At 63.9% G+C, this 17,489-nt stretch carries 20 protein-coding genes; 9 read left to right on the top strand and 11 right to left on the bottom strand.

Annotation, left to right across the window (positions count from 1 at the left end; translation table 11 throughout):
• Nucleotides 1-91: 91 nt before the first annotated feature.
• From P6U27_RS12595 to fliL, 5 genes are all read right to left on the bottom strand, one after another.
• Entirely contained in the window at nucleotides 92-289 is a 198-nt protein-coding gene (locus P6U27_RS12595) for a hypothetical protein (RefSeq protein WP_122402432.1), read from the bottom strand.
• Nucleotides 290-891: 602 nt separating this feature from the next.
• Complete coding sequence (locus P6U27_RS12590) at nucleotides 892-1,653, bottom strand: MotE family protein (protein ID WP_407194134.1); 762 nt, start codon at nucleotides 1,651-1,653, stop codon at nucleotides 892-894.
• Nucleotides 1,654-1,662: 9 nt separating this feature from the next.
• Complete coding sequence (locus P6U27_RS12585) at nucleotides 1,663-2,109, bottom strand: DUF6468 domain-containing protein (RefSeq protein ID WP_407194133.1); 447 nt, start codon at nucleotides 2,107-2,109, stop codon at nucleotides 1,663-1,665.
• The gene (gene fliM, locus P6U27_RS12580) at nucleotides 2,106-3,308 is read right to left on the bottom strand and encodes a flagellar motor switch protein FliM (RefSeq protein ID WP_209296368.1); all 1,203 of its coding nucleotides are present in this window, start codon (nucleotides 3,306-3,308) and stop codon (nucleotides 2,106-2,108) included. The genes P6U27_RS12585 and fliM overlap by 4 nt, the downstream gene beginning before the upstream one ends.
• Nucleotides 3,309-3,327: 19 nt before the next feature.
• Nucleotides 3,328-3,825 carry a flagellar basal body-associated protein FliL gene (gene fliL, locus P6U27_RS12575; protein ID WP_407194132.1) on the bottom strand — a complete coding sequence of 166 codons (498 nt, stop codon included), beginning with the start codon at nucleotides 3,823-3,825 and terminating at the stop codon, nucleotides 3,328-3,330.
• A gap of 383 nt (nucleotides 3,826-4,208) precedes the next feature.
• Here fliL and flgF point away from each other — a divergent pair, with 383 nt between their 5' ends.
• The 4 genes from flgF to flgH are packed head-to-tail and all read left to right on the top strand — an operon-like array spanning nucleotide 4,209 to nucleotide 7,690.
• Entirely contained in the window at nucleotides 4,209-4,970 is a 762-nt protein-coding gene (gene flgF / locus P6U27_RS12570) for a flagellar basal-body rod protein FlgF (protein WP_407194443.1), read from the top strand.
• 16 nt (nucleotides 4,971-4,986) lie between these two features.
• Entirely contained in the window at nucleotides 4,987-5,775 is a 789-nt protein-coding gene (gene flgG, locus P6U27_RS12565; protein WP_129145426.1) for a flagellar basal-body rod protein FlgG, read from the top strand.
• A 10-nt stretch (nucleotides 5,776-5,785) separates the two neighbouring features.
• Nucleotides 5,786-6,925, top strand: a complete 1,140-nt coding sequence (gene flgA, locus P6U27_RS12560) for a flagellar basal body P-ring formation chaperone FlgA (protein ID WP_407194131.1) — start codon at nucleotides 5,786-5,788, stop codon at nucleotides 6,923-6,925.
• Between the two features lie 3 nt (nucleotides 6,926-6,928).
• Complete coding sequence (gene flgH, locus P6U27_RS12555; protein ID WP_122402426.1) at nucleotides 6,929-7,690, top strand: flagellar basal body L-ring protein FlgH; 762 nt, start codon at nucleotides 6,929-6,931, stop codon at nucleotides 7,688-7,690.
• A gap of 268 nt (nucleotides 7,691-7,958) precedes the next feature.
• Here the strand turns inward: flgH and P6U27_RS12550 are convergent, their stop codons facing one another.
• The 3 genes from P6U27_RS12550 to P6U27_RS12540 all read right to left on the bottom strand — a co-directional run bounded on the left by P6U27_RS12550 (nucleotide 7,959) and on the right by P6U27_RS12540 (nucleotide 10,393).
• Nucleotides 7,959-8,738 (bottom strand): 2-keto-4-pentenoate hydratase, encoded by a 780-nt coding sequence (locus P6U27_RS12550; RefSeq protein ID WP_407194130.1) that lies wholly within the window; start codon nucleotides 8,736-8,738, stop codon nucleotides 7,959-7,961.
• Between the two features lie 460 nt (nucleotides 8,739-9,198).
• Nucleotides 9,199-9,564: an RNA polymerase-binding protein DksA gene (dksA, locus tag P6U27_RS12545; protein WP_085966600.1), complete on the bottom strand. Its 366-nt coding sequence runs from the start codon at nucleotides 9,562-9,564 to the stop codon at nucleotides 9,199-9,201.
• A gap of 217 nt (nucleotides 9,565-9,781) precedes the next feature.
• Nucleotides 9,782-10,393: an NAD(P)-dependent oxidoreductase gene (locus P6U27_RS12540; RefSeq protein WP_122402424.1), complete on the bottom strand. Its 612-nt coding sequence runs from the start codon at nucleotides 10,391-10,393 to the stop codon at nucleotides 9,782-9,784.
• A 141-nt stretch (nucleotides 10,394-10,534) separates the two neighbouring features.
• On the opposite strand from P6U27_RS12540, the gene P6U27_RS12535 reads away from it, so the two are divergent.
• Complete coding sequence (locus P6U27_RS12535; RefSeq protein WP_027552655.1) at nucleotides 10,535-10,906, top strand: helix-turn-helix domain-containing protein; 372 nt, start codon at nucleotides 10,535-10,537, stop codon at nucleotides 10,904-10,906.
• A gap of 184 nt (nucleotides 10,907-11,090) precedes the next feature.
• On the opposite strand, the gene P6U27_RS12530 is transcribed toward P6U27_RS12535, so the two are convergent.
• A complete protein-coding gene (locus P6U27_RS12530) occupies nucleotides 11,091-11,504 on the bottom strand; it encodes a flagellar assembly protein FliX (protein ID WP_407194129.1) in 414 nt (137 codons plus the stop codon).
• Nucleotides 11,505-11,775: 271 nt separating this feature from the next.
• Between P6U27_RS12530 and P6U27_RS12525 the strand changes: the two genes are divergently transcribed.
• The 4 genes from P6U27_RS12525 (at nucleotide 11,776) to P6U27_RS12510 (ending at nucleotide 14,299) form a co-directional block, all read left to right on the top strand.
• Entirely contained in the window at nucleotides 11,776-12,900 is a 1,125-nt protein-coding gene (locus P6U27_RS12525; RefSeq protein WP_122402422.1) for a flagellar basal body P-ring protein FlgI, read from the top strand.
• Nucleotides 12,900-13,271 (top strand): flagellar assembly peptidoglycan hydrolase FlgJ, encoded by a 372-nt coding sequence (gene flgJ, locus P6U27_RS12520; protein ID WP_407194128.1) that lies wholly within the window; start codon nucleotides 12,900-12,902, stop codon nucleotides 13,269-13,271. The genes P6U27_RS12525 and flgJ overlap by 1 nt, the downstream gene beginning before the upstream one ends.
• Nucleotides 13,272-13,282: 11 nt before the next feature.
• Entirely contained in the window at nucleotides 13,283-13,780 is a 498-nt protein-coding gene (locus P6U27_RS12515; protein ID WP_122402420.1) for a hypothetical protein, read from the top strand.
• A 159-nt stretch (nucleotides 13,781-13,939) separates the two neighbouring features.
• Nucleotides 13,940-14,299, top strand: coding sequence for a hypothetical protein (locus tag P6U27_RS12510; protein ID WP_122402419.1), 360 nt, complete (start codon nucleotides 13,940-13,942; stop codon nucleotides 14,297-14,299).
• Between the two features lie 85 nt (nucleotides 14,300-14,384).
• Here the strand turns inward: P6U27_RS12510 and flaF are convergent, their stop codons facing one another.
• Nucleotides 14,385-14,753: a flagellar biosynthesis regulator FlaF gene (flaF, locus tag P6U27_RS12505; RefSeq protein ID WP_122402418.1), complete on the bottom strand. Its 369-nt coding sequence runs from the start codon at nucleotides 14,751-14,753 to the stop codon at nucleotides 14,385-14,387.
• A gap of 285 nt (nucleotides 14,754-15,038) precedes the next feature.
• Nucleotides 15,039-17,279 (bottom strand): DUF1522 domain-containing protein, encoded by a 2,241-nt coding sequence (locus P6U27_RS12500; protein WP_122402417.1) that lies wholly within the window; start codon nucleotides 17,277-17,279, stop codon nucleotides 15,039-15,041.
• Nucleotides 17,280-17,489 lie beyond the last annotated feature (210 nt).

Raw genomic sequence — 17,489 nt, 5'->3', positions numbered from 1 at the left:
GGTCGCGGCTCGTCAATCCCTTTGCGCAGCACGTGCAGCTCTCCGCCATGTGTTGATCTGATCGTGTGACGCCCTCAAGCCGAGTGCGTCTTCAATGTTGCTCCCCCGTGCCTTCGGGCGCCGGGGAACTCGCTTCGTCGAGACAAGATTCATGATCGTTGCCCTCGTCGCCTTCCGGCGGCGCTGCATGCTGGTGGCTTAGCGCGGATGTCCATGCGGAGGTCATCGCCGCTATGAGCAGCCGGTTGACGGCCTCGATGACTCGTTCTGCGGCGGACGAGTAATTCATGGCCTCCTCCTGCGCTGCCGATTGCGAATGGCCGAAAGCGTAGGATGGTGCCGTGAGCGCCACTGTACGCCACTTCACAGTTGCGCGCGTCAACTCATCGCAGTCTCAGAGGATGCCGCCTGCCTCAGCTACATCCGCCACGGGAGTCTGATTTGCCGCCTTGACGAGTTGCCGAGCACGCGCACTCACAACCTTCGGGGCGTTGCGGTTCACGCGCGACTCTGAATCAGATGTGAACTCGGCGATGCGAATCGCATTGGTTAGCTTTGGGGGTAATCAATGAGCGGAGAAGCCGGTTGCATTGTGTGTAGCAGGGCAAGAGCGGTCATAGCGATCGTTCCCATCGCCAGAGGATATGCCCTGAAAACATATGAATGCTCTTGTTGCCATAGCACCCTGCAGCTCGTGACGCGCATCACAAAGGCGGCGCTGATCAAGCAGCAGCTCGATATCCTCCCTCGGGTGGACAAGCAGCTGCGTCCGCCTGTTCGCAAGGTGCAACAGGCCTTCGCGACCTAGGCGCACGAACCGTCCCGCTGGGCCCGATGCGAGCGACCACGCGATAACGCGCGGGTCGCAAGGGCGCGCTTCGCCTCGCGGCCTCAATTCGGCTTTTGCGTCGGCTTGCCATCGATCTTGGGAAGATCGCCGGCCGAGGCCGACTGATCGCCGCCGCCATTGGCACGTCGGGCCATCTCGACGGTGAGCCGCTCGGCGGCCTCCGGCGACATCAGCCCCAAGATGTCCGACATCTTTCGCGGCGCGATCGCCGAGGCGATCTCGATCAGCACGCCCATCTCCAGCCGGTCGAACACCCGCGCGGCGTCCTTGGGCTTCATGCCCTCGTACATGGTCACGAGGCCCTTCATACGCTGGGCTTCGGCCGCCTTCTGCTCGGCCTGCGTCGCGGAGATGCGGGTTTCCACGGCCTTCATCTCCTCGACCTTGGTCTCGATGCGCTTCTCGGCCGACTTGAGCAGACTTTCGCGAATGTCGATCTCGCGCTGGCGCGCCTCGATCTCCTGCCGCCGCGCCTGCAACCGTTCCAGGATCGCACGCTCCGAGGCCGAGACCTGCGGCTGGCCTTCCTCCACCTTGACCACCATGCCATCGGGCTTGGTCTCCGGCGCGGCGGGCTTGGGCGCCTCCTTTGGCGCGCCATGGGTCGATCCGGTGATATCCGGATCCTCGCGGCCGGTCGGGAAATTCAGATTCTCCTGCGCCCAGGATTTCTTGGTCTGGTTCGGCTTGTAGTCGAAGACATAGCCGCCGTTGATCACGAGGCCCGCCACCTTCAGCGTGGCAAGACCTGCGACGGCAACCAGGACGACCGGAATGATGCGGATATTACGGAAGGACTTCATACCCAGGCTTCATGCGGCAAGGCCGTTGGATCGTCGGCGCTCGGAGAAGGCTTCGGCCGCAGCCGCCACCGCCTTCGCCGACGAGGGTTTTGCTGTAGGCGCGGCGACCGTTTCCGGGTTCGTCACGGGACGCGCGGCAATCGCGATCTTGGACAGGCGCCGCACCACGTTGTCGGCTTCGCCGAGTTGCTTGTAGAGCTGGTCCGACATCTGGGTCGCCGCCGCGAGCTGGCTGCCCAGGTTCTCGTTGACGTCGCGCACGGCGAGCTTCAGCCCGCCGATAGCGCGCTCGGCGATCTCGGTCGCGGTGATCAGCTCGCCAATGACCGCCTTCAGCGAATGCTCGTCCGCCTTCAGCCGCGTCAGCCGCTTGTTGAGCATGACGCAGTAGACGATCGTCAGCATCAGCAGGATAGCCACCAGCGTCTCGATTGCCATTCCCAGGGAGTGGTTCATGGGGCCTCCATCATCTTGTTCTGCTCGTCCACCTTCTCGAACATCGCAAGTGTCGTACTTGGCTTGCGCAAGGGTTTCGTCACACGGATGGCGACGCGGTCGCCGACCCGGCCCATCCGTCCCTCGGTCAGCGTGACGTCGCCGCAGCGCACGGTGACGTTGGCGTCGGCGCGCATCTCCAGCGGCAGCGTGTCGCCGACCTTGAGCCGCATCAGCTGCTTGAGCGGAATGTCGGCCTCGTAGAGCACGGCGTCGACGGCGATCTCGGCCTGCACGATCTCGGTGGCGAAATGGCCCTCCCAGACCGGGTCGCGGCCGAATTTTTCGCCCATGAACATCTGGAGCAGGACGCCCCGGATCGGCTCGATGGTCGCGTAAGGCAGCAACAGCTCGATATTGCCGCCCCGGTCTTCCATGTCGATGCGCAGGCGAACCAGGATCGCGGCGTTGGCGGGACGGCTGATCGCGGCGAAACGCGGGTTGGTCTCGAGCCGGTCGATCGTGAAGGTCACCGGCGACAGCGGCCGGAACGCCTGCTCGGCATCGGACAGCACCACCTCGACCAGCCGCTTGACCAGCTCGGTCTCGATCGTGGTGTAGGGCCGGCCCTCGATGCGCAGCTGGCTGGTGCCGCGGCGGCCGCCGAGCAGCACGTCGATCATCGAATAGATCAGGTTGGAATCGACCGTCGCCATGCCGAAGTTCTCCCACTCCTCGGCCTTGAAGACGGTGAGGACGGCGGGCAGCGGGATCGAGTTCATGTAGTCGCCGAAACGCACCGAGGTGATGCGGTCGAGCGAGACTTCGACGTTGTCGGAGGTGAAGTTGCGCAAGGACGTGGTCATCAGCCGCACCAGGCGGTCGAAGACGATTTCGAGCATCGGCAGACGCTCGTAGGAGACCATCGCCGAATCGATGATCGCGCGAATGCCGGAATGGTCGTCGAGATTGACGTCGCCGACGGTGAAGCCGAGGAGATTGTCGATCTCCTCCTGCGACAGCACCCGCTCGCCGGAATTCTTGCCGTTGCCGAGATCGCGACTGCCGTCCTCGACCATGGCCGCCCATTGCAGGGCCATGGTCTCCGACAGCTCGTTCTCGGCGGCAGCCTTTGCGGCCTCGGCGGGATCCTCGGAATCGAGCGAGGCCTCCCACTGGGCGGCGATTGCATCCTGGTCGACTTGGTCGTTGCCCGCCATGATCCCTAGTCCGTCATGCTCACTGGACCACGACTTCCTTGAACAGCACCGCGCTGACCTGGATCGGGGCGACCGCCGCGTTGACGCGCTTGGTCAGCTCCTCCTTGAGGCGGAAGATGCCGGCGGAACCGTTGAGGTCGGAGGGGCGCAGTTCGCGCACATAGGTCTGGAAGATGTCGGTGACGCGCGGCATCGTCGGCTTGATCGCCTCGATCTGCTTCTCTTCCTTCAGCTCCAGCACGATCTTCAGCCGCAGATATTGCACGCGCTCGCCCGGCGCGCCGGCGAGGTTGACCATCATGTCGGGGACGTCGATGAAGGCCGGCGGCTTCGGCGGAGGCGCGGCCTCGGCATGATGCTCGTCGTCGCCGTGACGGAAGAAGAGGAACCAGGTCGCGGCACCGCCGCCGAGGACGGCGAGCACGCCGACGACCATGATGATGAGCTTGAGCTTGTTCTTCGGCGGAGCGGCTTCCGCGCCGTCGGCGGCTGCGCCGCCTTCCTCATTCTCTGCCATGGTTGCCGCGCTCGTTCATCTCTCAAAGGGGTCGAAAGAGCGAAGCCTCCTGGCAGACAGTGACGCGATACAAATGCCCCAGCGCAATGCGCTCCTCTGATGCGCAAACGCTACGGTAATAATGGTTAACGGAATCTTTCGATTGGGCCTCAGCTAGGAAAAATCTGCCGGGCAAACATGGCTAACAGAACCTTTCTGCCGCCCTCCCGCGCCCTCGAAAAATCAATAAGTACTTGAAATTATGTCATTTTCTTAGTTGGCACGACTTTCGCTGAGAGAGGTCGAGACCTCACGGTTTGGGAGAACCTGACGGTCTCGGTCACGGGGTCCGCCAAGGCGCTTGGGAGAGCGAAATGGCAGATCTCACTCAGGGGAGATTTCCGATGCAGAACGCGCTTCTGATCGGCTTGTCACGGCAGATGACGTTGGAGCGGCAGATGGATGTCATCGCCAACAACGTCGCCAACGCCAACACCAACGGCTTCAAGGCCGACCATTCGCTGTTCGAGGAGTACCTCAACTCGAACGCGCGTGAGGACAATTTCATCGGTTCCGACCGCCGGGTCTCCTATGTGCAGGACCGCGGCACCTTCCGCGACGTCGGCCTGGGGCCGATGGAGCCGACCAACAACCCGCTCGACATGGCAATCGACGGCAACGCGTTTTTCGCGGTGCAGGCTGGCGGCACCGAGCGCTACACCCGCGACGGCAAATTCTCGCTCAACAGCACCGGCCAGCTGGTCACCTCCGACGGCAACCTCGTGCTCGGCACCGGCGGCCCGATCACCTTCCAGCCGACCGACCACGACATCAACATCGCGCCCGATGGCACCATCACGGTGCTCGAGGGCACGGCCAGGACCGACTCGATCCGCGGCAAGATCCGCATGGTCTCGTTCGACGATCCGGCCAAGCTGACCAAGCTCGGCGCCAACCTCTATGACGCCGGCTCGGCGGTCCAGCAGGCCGACACCAAATCCAACGTGCGCCAGGGCTACATCGAGAAGTCGAACGTGAATTCGGTCGGCGAGATGACCCGCATGGTCGAGGTCATGCGCAGCTACACCGCCATCGCCAGCCTGCTGCAGCAGCAGAGCGACCTCCACAAATCGGCGATCGAGAAGCTCGCCGACGTTCCGGCCTGATTGGGAGAGAACTGACATGCAGGCGCTTCACACCGCAGCGACCGGAATGGCGGCACAGGAACTCAACGTTCAGGTGATCTCCAACAACATCGCCAACCTCCGCACCACCGGCTTCAAGAAGCAGACCGCGGCGTTCCAGGACCTGATCTACGAGCACGTGCGCCGCGTCGGCGCGCAGGCCTCGGACCAGGGCACCATCCTGCCCGTCGGCGTCGACATCGGCGGCGGCGTCAAGACCGTCGGCACGCCGCGCAGCATGACGCAAGGTACGCTGTCGCAGACCGGCAACGATCTCGACCTCGCGATCTCGGGCGAAGGCTTCTTCAAGATCCTGATGCCGGACGGCACCTTCCAGTACACCCGCGACGGCACCTTCCAGATGGACAATCAGGGGCGTGTCGTCACCGCGCAGGGCAACCCGGTGCAGCCGACCATCACGATCCCGCAGAACGCCTCGGGCCTGACCGTCAACGAGCAAGGCCAGGTCTCGGTCACGCTGCCGGGCTCGTCGACCTCCTCGATCATCGGCACGATCAACGTGACCCGCTTCATCAACAAGGCGGGGCTGCAGCCGGTCGGCAGCAATCAGTTCACCGAGACGCCGTCCTCGGGTCCGCCGCAGGACGGCACCGCCAACACCGAAGGCTACGGCAAGATCACGCAAGGAAGTCTGGAGCAGGCCAATGTCGACGTCGTCTCGGAGATGAGCGACCTGATCGCCGCCCAGCGCGCTTACGAGATGAATGCCAAGGTGATCAGCGCCGCCGACCAGATGATGCAATCGACCACGGCGCTGTTCCGCTGAGGTGATGACGATGATCCGTGCCACCCTCGCCACCATCTCCACCCTTCTCGCGCTGGCATTGCCGGCAGCGGCCGCCGACGATTTCATCGCCGCGCCGACGCTGCGCGCAAGCGTCACCGTGACCTCGGACGTGGTGCGGATCGGCGATCTCATCGACAACGCCGGATCCGCCGCGCTGATCCCGGTCTACCGCTCGCCCGATCTCGGCACCACCGGCACGCTGACGGTCGGCCAAGTGCTGTCGGTGTTGCGGGCAAAACAGGTGATCGGCGTCATGACCGGCGACATCAAGGAGGTCCAGGTCACCCGCCTGGCCCGCACCCTCGCGAGCAAGGATATCGAGACTGCGGTCGCCGCCACGCTCGAGCGCCGCTTCGGCCTCGGAGAAGCCGCCAACATCACGATCACGTTCGACCGCGGCGTCGCCGACATGCGGCTGGACGCCTCCAACACCGGCGCGCTGCAGCCGGTCGCAACCCGCTACGACGCCCGCAGCGGCCGTTTCGATATCGCCTTCGAGATCGTCAACGACGGCAATCCCGCGCCGACCAAGCTGCGCTTCACCGGCACCGCGATCGAGACGGTGGAAGTGGCCGTGCTGACCCGCGACGTCGACCGCGCCGAGCTTCTGAAATCCTCCGACCTTTCGTTGGAGCGCCGGCCGAAGGCCGAGGTCGCCGGCGAGCCCGCCGCGCGCGACCGCAGCATCGGCATGCAGCTGCGCCGGCCGATGCGGGCAGGCACGCCGATCCGCGTTGCCGACATCGTCAAGCCCGACTTCGTGGTGCGCGATCAGGCCGTCACCATCATCTACCAGGTGCCCGGCCTCTATCTCACCACGCGCGGCAAGGTGATCGAGAGCGGCGCCGAGGGCGACACCGTCAGCGTGCTCAATATGCAGTCCAAGCGCACGCTGACCGGCATCGTCACCGGCCGCGGCCAGGTCACGGTTCAGGGCGCCAGCCAGTCCGCACCGACGGCGCCGGCGGTCGAGCAGACCTCGTCGATCAAGCGTGACGAGGCGCCTGCCCCCGTCGACACCGCAGCCCTCGTCCGGAACCTGATTCAGAGCCCCGCGCCGCCGGCTCAAGTCGCACAAGCCCAGATCCCGCAAGTTCGCCTCTCGCAAGCTCCAGCCAAATCAGAGTAAGTCATGTCCACGTTCAGTTCGGCTTCCCATCTTCGTCGCATCGCGATCTCTGCCCTGCTGCTGGCGACTTGCGCATTGGGCGGCTGCTCCTCGATCGACCGCCTGTCGCAGATCGGCGAGCAGCCGAAGCTGTCGGCAATCGATAATCCGACGACGCAACCCGGCTACAAGCCGGTGCAGATGCCGATGCCGAAGCCGGAAGTCGCTTCCTACAATCCGAACTCGCTGTGGCGCAACGGCAGCCGCGCCTTCTTCAAGGACCAGCGCGCCCGCCAGGTCGGCGACCTCCTGACCGTGACCGTGAACATCACCGACAAGGCCAACATCGAGAACGACACCTCGCGCAGCCGCACCAACAAGGAAGATTCGGGAATCTCCGACTTCATCGGCGCCAAGACCATCACGCAGGCCAACAAGATCCTGCCCGGCCGCATCCTGACCGCCGACTCGACCTCGTCGAGCGAGGGCAAGGGCAGCGTCGACCGCAAGGAAGCCCTGCAGACCAACGTCGCTGCGGTGGTGACCCAGGTCCTGCCGAACGGCAACCTTGTCGTCGAAGGCAAGCAGGAGATCCGCGTCAACTTCGAAATTCGCGAGCTGATCGTCGCCGGCATCGTGCGTCCTGAGGACATCCAGAGCGACAACACCATCGATTCCACCAAGATCGCGCAGGCCCGCATCGCCTATGGCGGCCGCGGCCAGATCACCGACGTGCAGCAGCCGCGCTACGGCCAGCAGGTCATGGACGTGCTGCTGCCCTTCTAAGCCTCTTTAAGAGCTCCCACATCGTGTTCGCGAACCTAGGCGCGAACGTCGGTGTACGACGCGGCCTCCGGTAGCTCCCCTGCCGGAGGCCGCATGTATTTTGCTGGTAGCAACTGTGAACACTCGACTTCGCGGCCAGTTACGTACTCAAGCGCCGCCCCGATCTCCGTCATTGCGAGCGAAGCGGAGCAATCCAGACTATCTCCGCGCAAAAAGACTCTGGATTGCATCGTCGCGAAGGGGGCCTCGCAATGCCGGCGGAGAGAGGTCAGCTGAACTCCGCCTCCACCGTCCCCAGCCCATCCAGCTCCATCCGCACCTTGTCGCCGGCCTTCAGCCACAGCGTCTTCACCAGACTGCCGGTGAGCACGAGCTGTCCCGCGTGCAGCCCCTTGCTCTCGGCGGCGAGATGGTTGGCGAGCCAGGCGAGTGCGTTGTGGGGATGGCCGAGCACGTCGGCGCCGGTGCCATGGCTGACCTCCTCGCCATTGAGGATGGCGCGGCCCTTGACGCCCTTCAGGTCCGGCACCGACGAGCGCGGAACCGAGGGACCCAGCACGCAGCCGGCGGCGAAGAAATCGTCGGCGATCAAGGTCGGCGCGCCCATCGTCTCCCACTGCACGTAGCGGTCGTCGACGATCTCGATCGCGGGGTGGTAGGCCTCGACGGCCTCGCCGACCCATTCGGCCGTGAACGGCGCCTCGCCGGCGGCGAGGTCCCGCTGCAGCCGCACCGCGATCTCGCATTCGACGCCGACCCGGACATAATTGGAGGCGGCGAGCTTGGCGCCGCTGTCATGGACGCCCTTCTGGAACACGCCGCCGCCGCAAGGGTGCGGGATGCCGATATACTCCTGCATCACCTGGCTGGTGCAGCCGATCTTGTAGCCGATCAGCGGGCCGACATGCGGCAGCAGGAGATCGTGCAGCGCGCGCTGCACCTGATAGCCCTCCGCTTCATCAACCGGAGGACGCTCCAGCGCCGCGAGCGGCGCACGATTGCGGCGCGCCAACGCGATCGCCTTTGCGGATGCGAGAATCCTGCCCATCGACGCCGCCTCCCACGCTACACAGTCGAAGGCGGCACTTCAGCATCCCCGCTCCGCCCTGACAAGCGCGCCCGGCCCGGGGACAACCGCCTTCTGCCCGCGTTTAAGGAAATATTGAGTGGGTGGAGGCTTTATGAAGCCGCGCCACCGGCAGCTCTCGCAACATGCGCGCGAGACGTGATTACGGCGATGCTTGATGCAGCTGGATCAAAGTCTCAACTCCGGAGTCGATCTCGTTGATGCGACTCGCAAAATCGCCCGCACCCGAAGTGAAGGCTGTTTATCATCCGAACTCACGTGAGCTCGGAGCAGCCGGGCCTAGGCCGTTGATCGCGATTCATTTTTGGCGATCGCACCCACGTGCTCACACGCGTGGGAAGCGATAGGCAAACGCCGATCACGGCGCCAAGCGGCGCCTTGCGTCCCAAAAACAAAGAGCCGCAACTCTGCGGCTCGGGCTCTATTCGTCGCGATAAACCTTCTCGCGTTTCTCGTGGCGCTCCTGCGCTTCCACCGAGAGCGTCGCGATGGGCCGGGCCTCGAGCCGCTTCAACGAGATCGGCTCCCCGGTTTCCTCGCAATAGCCGTAGGTGTTGTCCTCGATGCGCTGGAGCGCGGCGTCGATCTTGGCGATCAACTTGCGCTGGCGGTCGCGGGCGCGGAGTTCGATGGCACGGTCGGTTTCGGACGATGCCCGATCGGCGAGATCGGGGTGGTTCACGTTCTCCTCCTGCAAAGCTTGCAGGGTGAGCTTGGACTCTTTGAGGATCTCATCCTTCCAGGCGAGGAGCTTCAAACGGAAGTACTCCTTCTGCCGGTCGTTCATGAAAGGCTCTTTGTCGGTCGGTCGGTAGTTTTTCAACTTTTCCAAGGGCGGCCTATCTTTTTAAGCAACGACTCGCGAACGGAACGAGGTCCGTTGAGCCGGGCCTTATATAGTGGCCTCCGGTGACAGACAATATTTCCCTGATGGTCCCGCGATCGCCCCCAAGCCCTTGCACAGGAAGGTTTATCCTGGAGGGCTCGGGGGGCAGCTGCCGGGCTCAGTAGCCGACCGTGAAGCGCTGCCTCAGATGCGCCGGCCGCTCGATCTCGTCGGCGAGTGCAATTGCGTAGTCCGCGAAGGTGATCCAGCTTTTCCCGTTCGCATCTGCGAGAAGCTGATCGGTCCCGAGCCGGAACTTGCCGGTCCGCTCCCCCTCGATGAAGAGGGCCGAGGGCGAGATGAAGGTCCAGTTCAGGTCCTTTTCCTGCCGCAGCAGGTCGAGGAAGTCGGAACCCTTTTCGGCCTCCGCCTTGTACTGCGCCGGAAAACCGGGGGTTGTGACCAGCTTCACGCCTGGCGCGACCTCCAGGCTGCCGGCACCGCCGACAACGACATAGCGTCCCACCTTGGACTCCTTCGCCGCACCGATCAGCTTGAGCGCATCGCTGGCCAGGAAGTGCACGGAACTGATGGCGACGTCGTGCCCCGCCCACAGCCGGGCCAGGCCCGCCTGGTCGAGCACGTCACCCTTGGTGGGCGTCACGTTCGGCAGTGCGGCAATCTTCTCCGGGTTCCGGGCGATGGCCGTGACCGTATGGCCGCGGCGGGACAGTTCCTTGGTGATCTCTGACCCGGCCCGACCCGAGGCACCGGCGATTGCGATTTTCATGGAAGGTTCCTTTGCTTGACTTTCGGTAACTAGTGGAAACTAGATATCGTAAAGAATGCTGGTGTTAAGAGAGCACTTTGTGCTTACCTGATTACGCAGGAGTAACCGGCAGGCAACCGCAAGGATTCAGAGGACCCGACGATGAAACCCGATGTCTATGCAGCGAACTGTCCGACGCGCCAGATCCTCGATCGCGTCGGCGACAAATGGGCGGTGCTGATCCTGCTGTTGCTGCGCGAGGAGCCGATGCGCTTCAATCAGTTGCGGCGCACGATCGAGGGCATCTCGCAGAAGATGCTGAGCCAGGTTCTCAAATCGCTTGAACGCGACGGCCTGATCAAGCGCCATGCCATCGCGACCGTGCCTGTGACGGTGGAGTACTCCATCACGCAGCTCGGGCTGACGCTGGCGGCGGCGGTCGATCCCTTACGCGATTGGGCCGAGCAGAATCTGAAAGACGTGCTCGCCGCTCAGCGTCGCTACGACGCGCAGCAGAAGGAGGAAGCGGCGTAAGTGCGCGAAGAACTCCTGAGGGAGTCCCGTCATCCTGAGGCGCGAGTGGCGCGATGCAAAGCATCGCGCCGGGAGATGTACGGCCGAGGTGCCGCGCCGAACACTGATGTCCTCGCGCAAGCGACGGGACCCTCGCCTTCGAGGCCTCCGCTACGCTCCGGCGCCTCAGGGTAACGGATCACTATCAAGCCCGCGCGGCCTTCGCCAGTTCGACCTCGACGCGCAGCTCGATCTCGGACAGCACCGCATCGAGACCGGCATCACCCGAAGACGATTTCAAATTCGCAGCAGCATCGCGCAGGCGCATCACGGTCGAGGCGTCGAGATTGCCGGACAATAGCCCCATCTTCAGATCATCGAGCACGTCGAGCGCGGTCCTGCCCCGGGCAACCGAGCGCTTGCGGCGCTCGACCGGATCCTCCTCGACGCCCTGCAGCGCCAGCAGCGCATCGATGTTGGCGGTTGCCTTCGGTGCCGCAGCGCTCCGCGTCTCCTGCGCCGAGGAGGTATCCGGCAGCACGAAGGTGCCGGAGGCGGTTCGCCTGGCCTGGCTGGCCGGCGTTCCAAGCGTGGTGCCGTTCGGTCCGTAGATGCGCATCGGAGGGAATCCGGGTGATCGATGCGCCACATTCGCCGTTTTATGGTTAACGGCGCGTAAACGGCCCGGCAAAATCTGCCGACAGGCGGCAGTTTCGCTCCTCACGGACAACGCCCACTGGCACCGGTCGAAACAGATTATTCAACCTATTCAATCGGCTAACCCCACTGCCGCGCGTTGGCACAGCGCTCGCAAGGACAGCGTCGGACCAGCTCGTCATGGGAGTGTCGCAGAGGGTCCTTTCGATTTGAGAGGCCTCGGGGAGCAGAGGATGCCAGGCGTTCGTTGGGTGAGGATTGTTGGGATGGCCTGCGCCGCGCTGTCAGCGCTGGTGCTCACGGTCACGTCAGCGGCCGCGACCTCGCGCATCAAGGATCTCGCCAATATCGAGGGCGTGCGGCAGAACCAGCTCATCGGCTATGGCCTCGTCGTCGGCCTCAACGGTACCGGCGACACCCTCAACAACATCCCTTTCACCAAGCAATCGCTGCAAGCGATGCTCGAGCGCATGGGCGTCAACATTCGCGGCGCCACCATCCGCACCGGCAACGTCGCCGCCGTGATGGTGACAGGCAACCTGCCGCCTTTCGCCACCCAGGGCACGCGCATGGACGTCACCGTCTCCGCGCTCGGCGACGCCAAGAATCTCCAGGGCGGCACCCTGCTCGTCACGCCCCTGTTAGGTGCCGACGGCAATGTCTATGCCGTGGCGCAGGGCTCGCTCGCGATCTCCGGTTTCCAGGCCGAGGGCGAGGCCGCCAAGATCGTGCGCGGCGTCCCGACCGTCGGACGCATCGCCAACGGTGCCATCATCGAGCGCGAGATCGAGTTCGCGCTCAATCGGCTGCCGAATGTCCGCCTGGCGCTGCGCAATGCCGACTTCACGACCGCCAAGCGCATCGCAGCCGCAATCAACGACTATCTCGGCGTCAAAACCGCCGAGCCGATCGATCCTTCGACGGTGCAGCTGTCGATCCCGCCGGAGTTCAAGGGCAACGTCGTCGCCTTTCTCACCGAGATCGAGCAGCTCCAGGTCGATCCCGATCTCGCCGCCAAGATCGTCATCGACGAACGGAGCGGCATCATCGTGATGGGCCGCGACGTGCGCGTCGCCACCGTCGCGGTGGCGCAGGGCAACCTCACCGTCACGATCTCCGAGAGCCCGCAGGTCAGCCAGCCCAACCCGCTGTCGCGCGGCCGCACCGTGGTCGCGCCGCGCAGCAGCGTCACCGTCAGCGAAGACGGCAAGAAGTTGGCGCTCGTCAAGGACGGTGTCTCGCTCCAGCAGCTCGTCGACGGCCTCAACGGTCTCGGCATCGGTCCCCGTGACATGATCAGCATCCTCCAGGCCATCAAGGCCGCCGGCGCGATCGAAGCCGACATCGAGGTGATGTGATGCAGACCGGCGCGATCAATACCCCGCACCTCACGACCTACTCCCCGGTCTTCTCCGTCGAGAGCCGCAACGGCCGGCCGGACTTCGAGCTCGCCGCCGCGCTGCAAAAGGTCTCGCCGCAGCAACAGGCCAAGGCGCAGAAGACCGCCACCGATTTCGAGGCGATGTTCCTCAACAGCATGTTCTCGCAGATGACCTCGGGCGTGAAGGGCGAGGGCCCGTTCGGCGACACCCCCGGCACCGGCGTGTGGCGCTCGATGCTGACCGAGCAATACTCGAAGAACTTCGCCAAGGCCGGCGGCGTCGGCGTCGCCACCGAGGTCTACCGCACCCTCATCCTGCAGCAGGCCAAAACGATCTGCACGGCATAAGGTCAAACGAGATGAACCATTTCAACGCCTCACGTCAGCCGATGCCTGCCCAGCGTCCGAACATCGCACCCGGCAGCACCGAGGCGCGCAAGCTCGCCGAAGACCTGATGGACGCAATGAGCGCCCTGCTCGGACTGATCGAGCGCGAGACCGAGCTGGTTCGCGCCGGCCAGGTCCGCGAGGCGATGACGCTGGAGAGCAAGAAGCAGGAGTTGTCGCGCAATTACGTCGGCGCCGTCAGCCAGTTGAAGGCGAACCAGACCCAGCTCGCGAAATCCGCGCCGGAGCTGCTTTCGACGCTGCACCGCCACCACGATGCGTTTCGCGCGATGCTCCAGGTCAATCTCACCGTGCTCGCGACCGCGCATGCGGTCTCCGAAAGCGTCGTGCGCGGCGTCAATGCCGAGATCCAGAAGCGCAACGTGCCGAACACGTATACGGCCGCCGGACGCCGCGCAGCGCCGGGTCCGCGCCACATCACCCCGCTCGCAGTCAGCCGCTCGCTCTGAGCGCGCACGGGAACAAGCGACAATTTTAGGAAAAACCGCGCGGCGATATCGTCGCGCGGTTAGGCACGTTTGCTTACCGGGTCTTCAAACCTGGTGTTCCATGGTTGCGCTATTAGAGGGGTTGGGATTTGACTCAAGCAAGGCAACCAGGAGGCTGCCATGAGTACAGATTTCAGCATCAGGCCGGTGGGGATTCCGGCGCCCACGCAGATTGTACCGACGTCCAATGCGGCGGCGAATGAAGCTGTGCAAACGGATCTTCCGGTGAGCCGGACGGTCGCCGCGGCCGACACGAGCGCGCCGGTACGCAATGCTTTGCCGAACCACGACAACATCTCACGCCAGGTCGTGTTCGATCAGGCGGCCGCCTCCTTCGTCTTCCAAGTCGTCAACGAGAAGACCGACACGGTGGTGAACCAGTTCCCGGACGAGGCGATGCTGCGCCGGCGCGCCTATTTCCATGCCCTGGACATGAAATCCGAGCCTTCGCGCCCGCTCAGCACGGACCGCAGCGCCTGACGATCACTGCTTCGGCATCGTGAGGCCGTGCTCGAGTCCGCTCGCGCAAGCCGCGTGTTCGCCGACCTCCCCCGTCACGTCCCCTTTACGGCCGGCCGGACAACCCGGCAGCGATGTTGCGGTTGATCTCGATCAGCGGACGGAAGTGATCGAACTGCGGGCTCATCTGCAGCGCGGCGGTCTGGCTCAGCACGAATACGCTGATATTGGCGATCTTCTGCCGGATGTCGAGCGGCTGCGGATTGGTATCACGCATCGCCTCGCTCAAGAAGATGGTCCAGAGCTTGCGGTTGAACATCAGGGCCTGCATAGTCTGCTCGCTGAGCGGATTGGCGTTGTTCACCGCGTCCTGGAGCTTGTTGGCGGCCTTGAGCAGGGTCTGCGCCTCGATGTCGCGAGGAGATGCGGTGGTCGTTGCAACACGCGCATAAGCCGAGGCAGCGGAATTCGACATCAATCACCTTGGACGTTACCTAGCGCTTTGGAAGCGCTTAAGGATTTCTTTCCCAACCCTAGGCAGCACCGCTTAAGATTTGCTTACGTGTGTGCTTGGAAGCACTCCGGACAATTACGGGGCGCGGAGCTCTTCGTCGACGCAAACACTAGATGCACGCAAGTAAACTCGCCTGGCGTGATGCGTGTCGATTTCGGCTAATCCAGCCTTAGCGATCTCCCTCAAAAGAACGGCGGAGCGTTAGCCCCGCCGTACATCTCGAGCAGCGAACTTGCGCTCTCGAAATTAGCGGAGCAGCTGCAGCACGCTCTGTTGCGACTGGTTGGCCAGCGACAGCGCGGAGACCGCGATCGACTGCCGAGTCGACAGCGCCTGGCTGTTCGCCGCTTCCTCGTTGGTGTCGGCGAGCGTCAGGTTGGACGAACCCGTTTGCAGCACGTTGATCAGGTTCTTGGAGAAGTCCTGACGCACCTGCACGATCGAGAGATTCGAGCCGAGCGCCGAGCCTTCCGAGCGCAGCGTGCTGGAGGCGGCGTTCAGGCTGGCCAGCACCTTGTTGGTCGCGCCATTGTCGATGAAGTCGACGCCGTTGACGAGGTTGCTGAGGCCAAGACCCGCCGCGTTGAACACCACGCCGTTGATGCTGAGCGTGGAGGAGCCGGTCTCGTTGAACACGAGCTTGAGCGTATCGCCGTTGAGCAGGTTGACGCCGTTGAACGAGGAGTCCTGCGAAGTGGTGTCGATCTGCGCCAGGATGTTGTTGAATTGGTTGACGAGGTTGGAGCGCGCGGTCTGCGCGACGGGATCCTGCACCGGCGGCTGGGCGGTCGTGAAGGCAACCGTGCCGGTGATCGTGCCGCCGACGACGCCGCCCGCGGTCACGGAGCCGAGCGTTGAGGACGCATATTCGTTGACGGTGGTGATCGTGAGCACGCCATTGGCGTCGATCGTCGCCGTCAGGTGGTTGGCCTGGAGCTGGTTGTTGAGCTGATCGAGCGTCTTCACGGTGCCGTTGGTGCCGTCGCCGAAAGTCACGTTCACCGGCTTGCCGCCGTTGAAGGACGTGAAGGTCAACGTCTTGCCCGAGATGCTGCCGGGACCCGGCGCGCGCCCCGCGGTAAAGGCCGTGCCGGTACCGGTCGGGCCGGTCAGGCCGAACGCGGACAGCGCATTACCCGTTCCGGTGATGGAGAGATCGGCCGTGGTGCCGGTGCTGAGCTTGAGAGCGCCGTTGACGACCGAGGACAGCGTTGAGCCGCTCGCGGCGGCCACGGCGCCGCCGCTGACGATGCCGGCTCCCGAGGCCAGGTCGATCGCGTTCAGGGAATCCTGAACGGTTGCGCCCTGGAGATAGACAATGGAGTTGCCATTGTTGTCCGTCACGATATTGCCGATCTTGGTCGACCCCGTCGGCGCGGCAGCAGGGACCGCCGCATTCTTGAATGTGACCGTCTTGCCGTCGACGTTGAGCGTGGAGCCGTCCTGAACCAGCGTGCCTAGCGTCGTCGGGTTCGTGAGGCGGGCCTTGGTCACATTGACGTTGCCGGAGCCAGTCGCGGTCGTCAAACCAAGCGCCTTGAGGAAGTCGGCCTTGCCGGTGATGCTGAGGTCGGCGCCGGTACCCGTGGTGAGGGTGAGCTGACCGCCGGCAATCGAGGCATTCGCACCCGAGGAGTTCGACAGCGTCGCCGTGCCGCCCGTGATCGCCGCGGTCTGCACGCCGCTTGCAAGATCGATCGCGTCCATCACGTCCTGGACGGTTGCGGCCGGGGCGGCGTTCGTTCCGAGGTAAACCGTGGAATTGCCGTTGCCGTCGGTGACGACGTTGTTGTTCTTGCCGGAGCCGGCGGGAACGTTGGCGACAGCCGGCGCAGCCCCGGCCCTGAAGGTGATGGTCTTGCCGTCAACGATCAGCACATCGCCATCGGACGGAGCGCCGTTGGCCGCGATGGTGGTGGCGCTCGGCGTGCCCAGCAATTTGAGATTGGTCGCAAGGCTCGCGGCGTTGCCGGCTCCATCCGGAGCGGCGTTGCCGGTCAGGGATTGCGAGATGCCACCGAGCGTGGTCGCGCCGGTGATTGGGGTGGTACCGCCGGCGGTACCATTGGTGACGACATTGCCGGTCGCCGTTGCATAGGTGTAGCTGGTTGTGCCGCGCAGATCCGCCGGCGTCGCACCGGGGATCGTGGTCGAAATGTTCGATTTAGTCGAGTAGCCGACCGTGGTCTGCAGCGCCTGGTTAGCGATCGACTTGGCGCTGTCGATCAGCTTCTGCAAGGAGGTGATGCCGGTGTTGGCCGCCTGCAGCACCTGCACGCCGTTGTTGATGCCGTCGAGCAGGTTGCTGATGTCGCTCGCCCGGTTGTCCAGGCCCTGCGCGGTGAAGAAGTTGGTCGGATTGTCCAGTGCCGTGTTGACCTTCTTGCCGGTCGACAGTCGGGACTGGGTGGTGGCGAGCAGGTCCGCCGTTGATTGCAGCGACAACAGGTTCTGACGAACTGACGCCGAGAGAACGATGTTGGACATTGGCGGTCTTCCTCTTGAACCGGATACGAATCGGGCTCGCCGATCTGGAAAGCGGGCTTTGATGGAGTCTTAGAGGTTGTCCTTTAAAGTATGGTTAACGGCGACTTAAGGGATAGGGTTAATGCCGGGTTAGCGGCTCCCGTCGCCTTCCCAACCAACAAAAAAGCGGCGGGGCCGAAGCCCCGCCGCTCTGTTTTGTCTTTTGATTTT

The sequence above is a fragment of the Bradyrhizobium sp. STM 3566 genome (assembly GCF_045571445.1).
Lineage (GTDB): Bacteria > Pseudomonadota > Alphaproteobacteria > Rhizobiales > Xanthobacteraceae > Bradyrhizobium > Bradyrhizobium vignae.
This window is presented reverse-complemented; position numbering and strand designations above follow the sequence as displayed.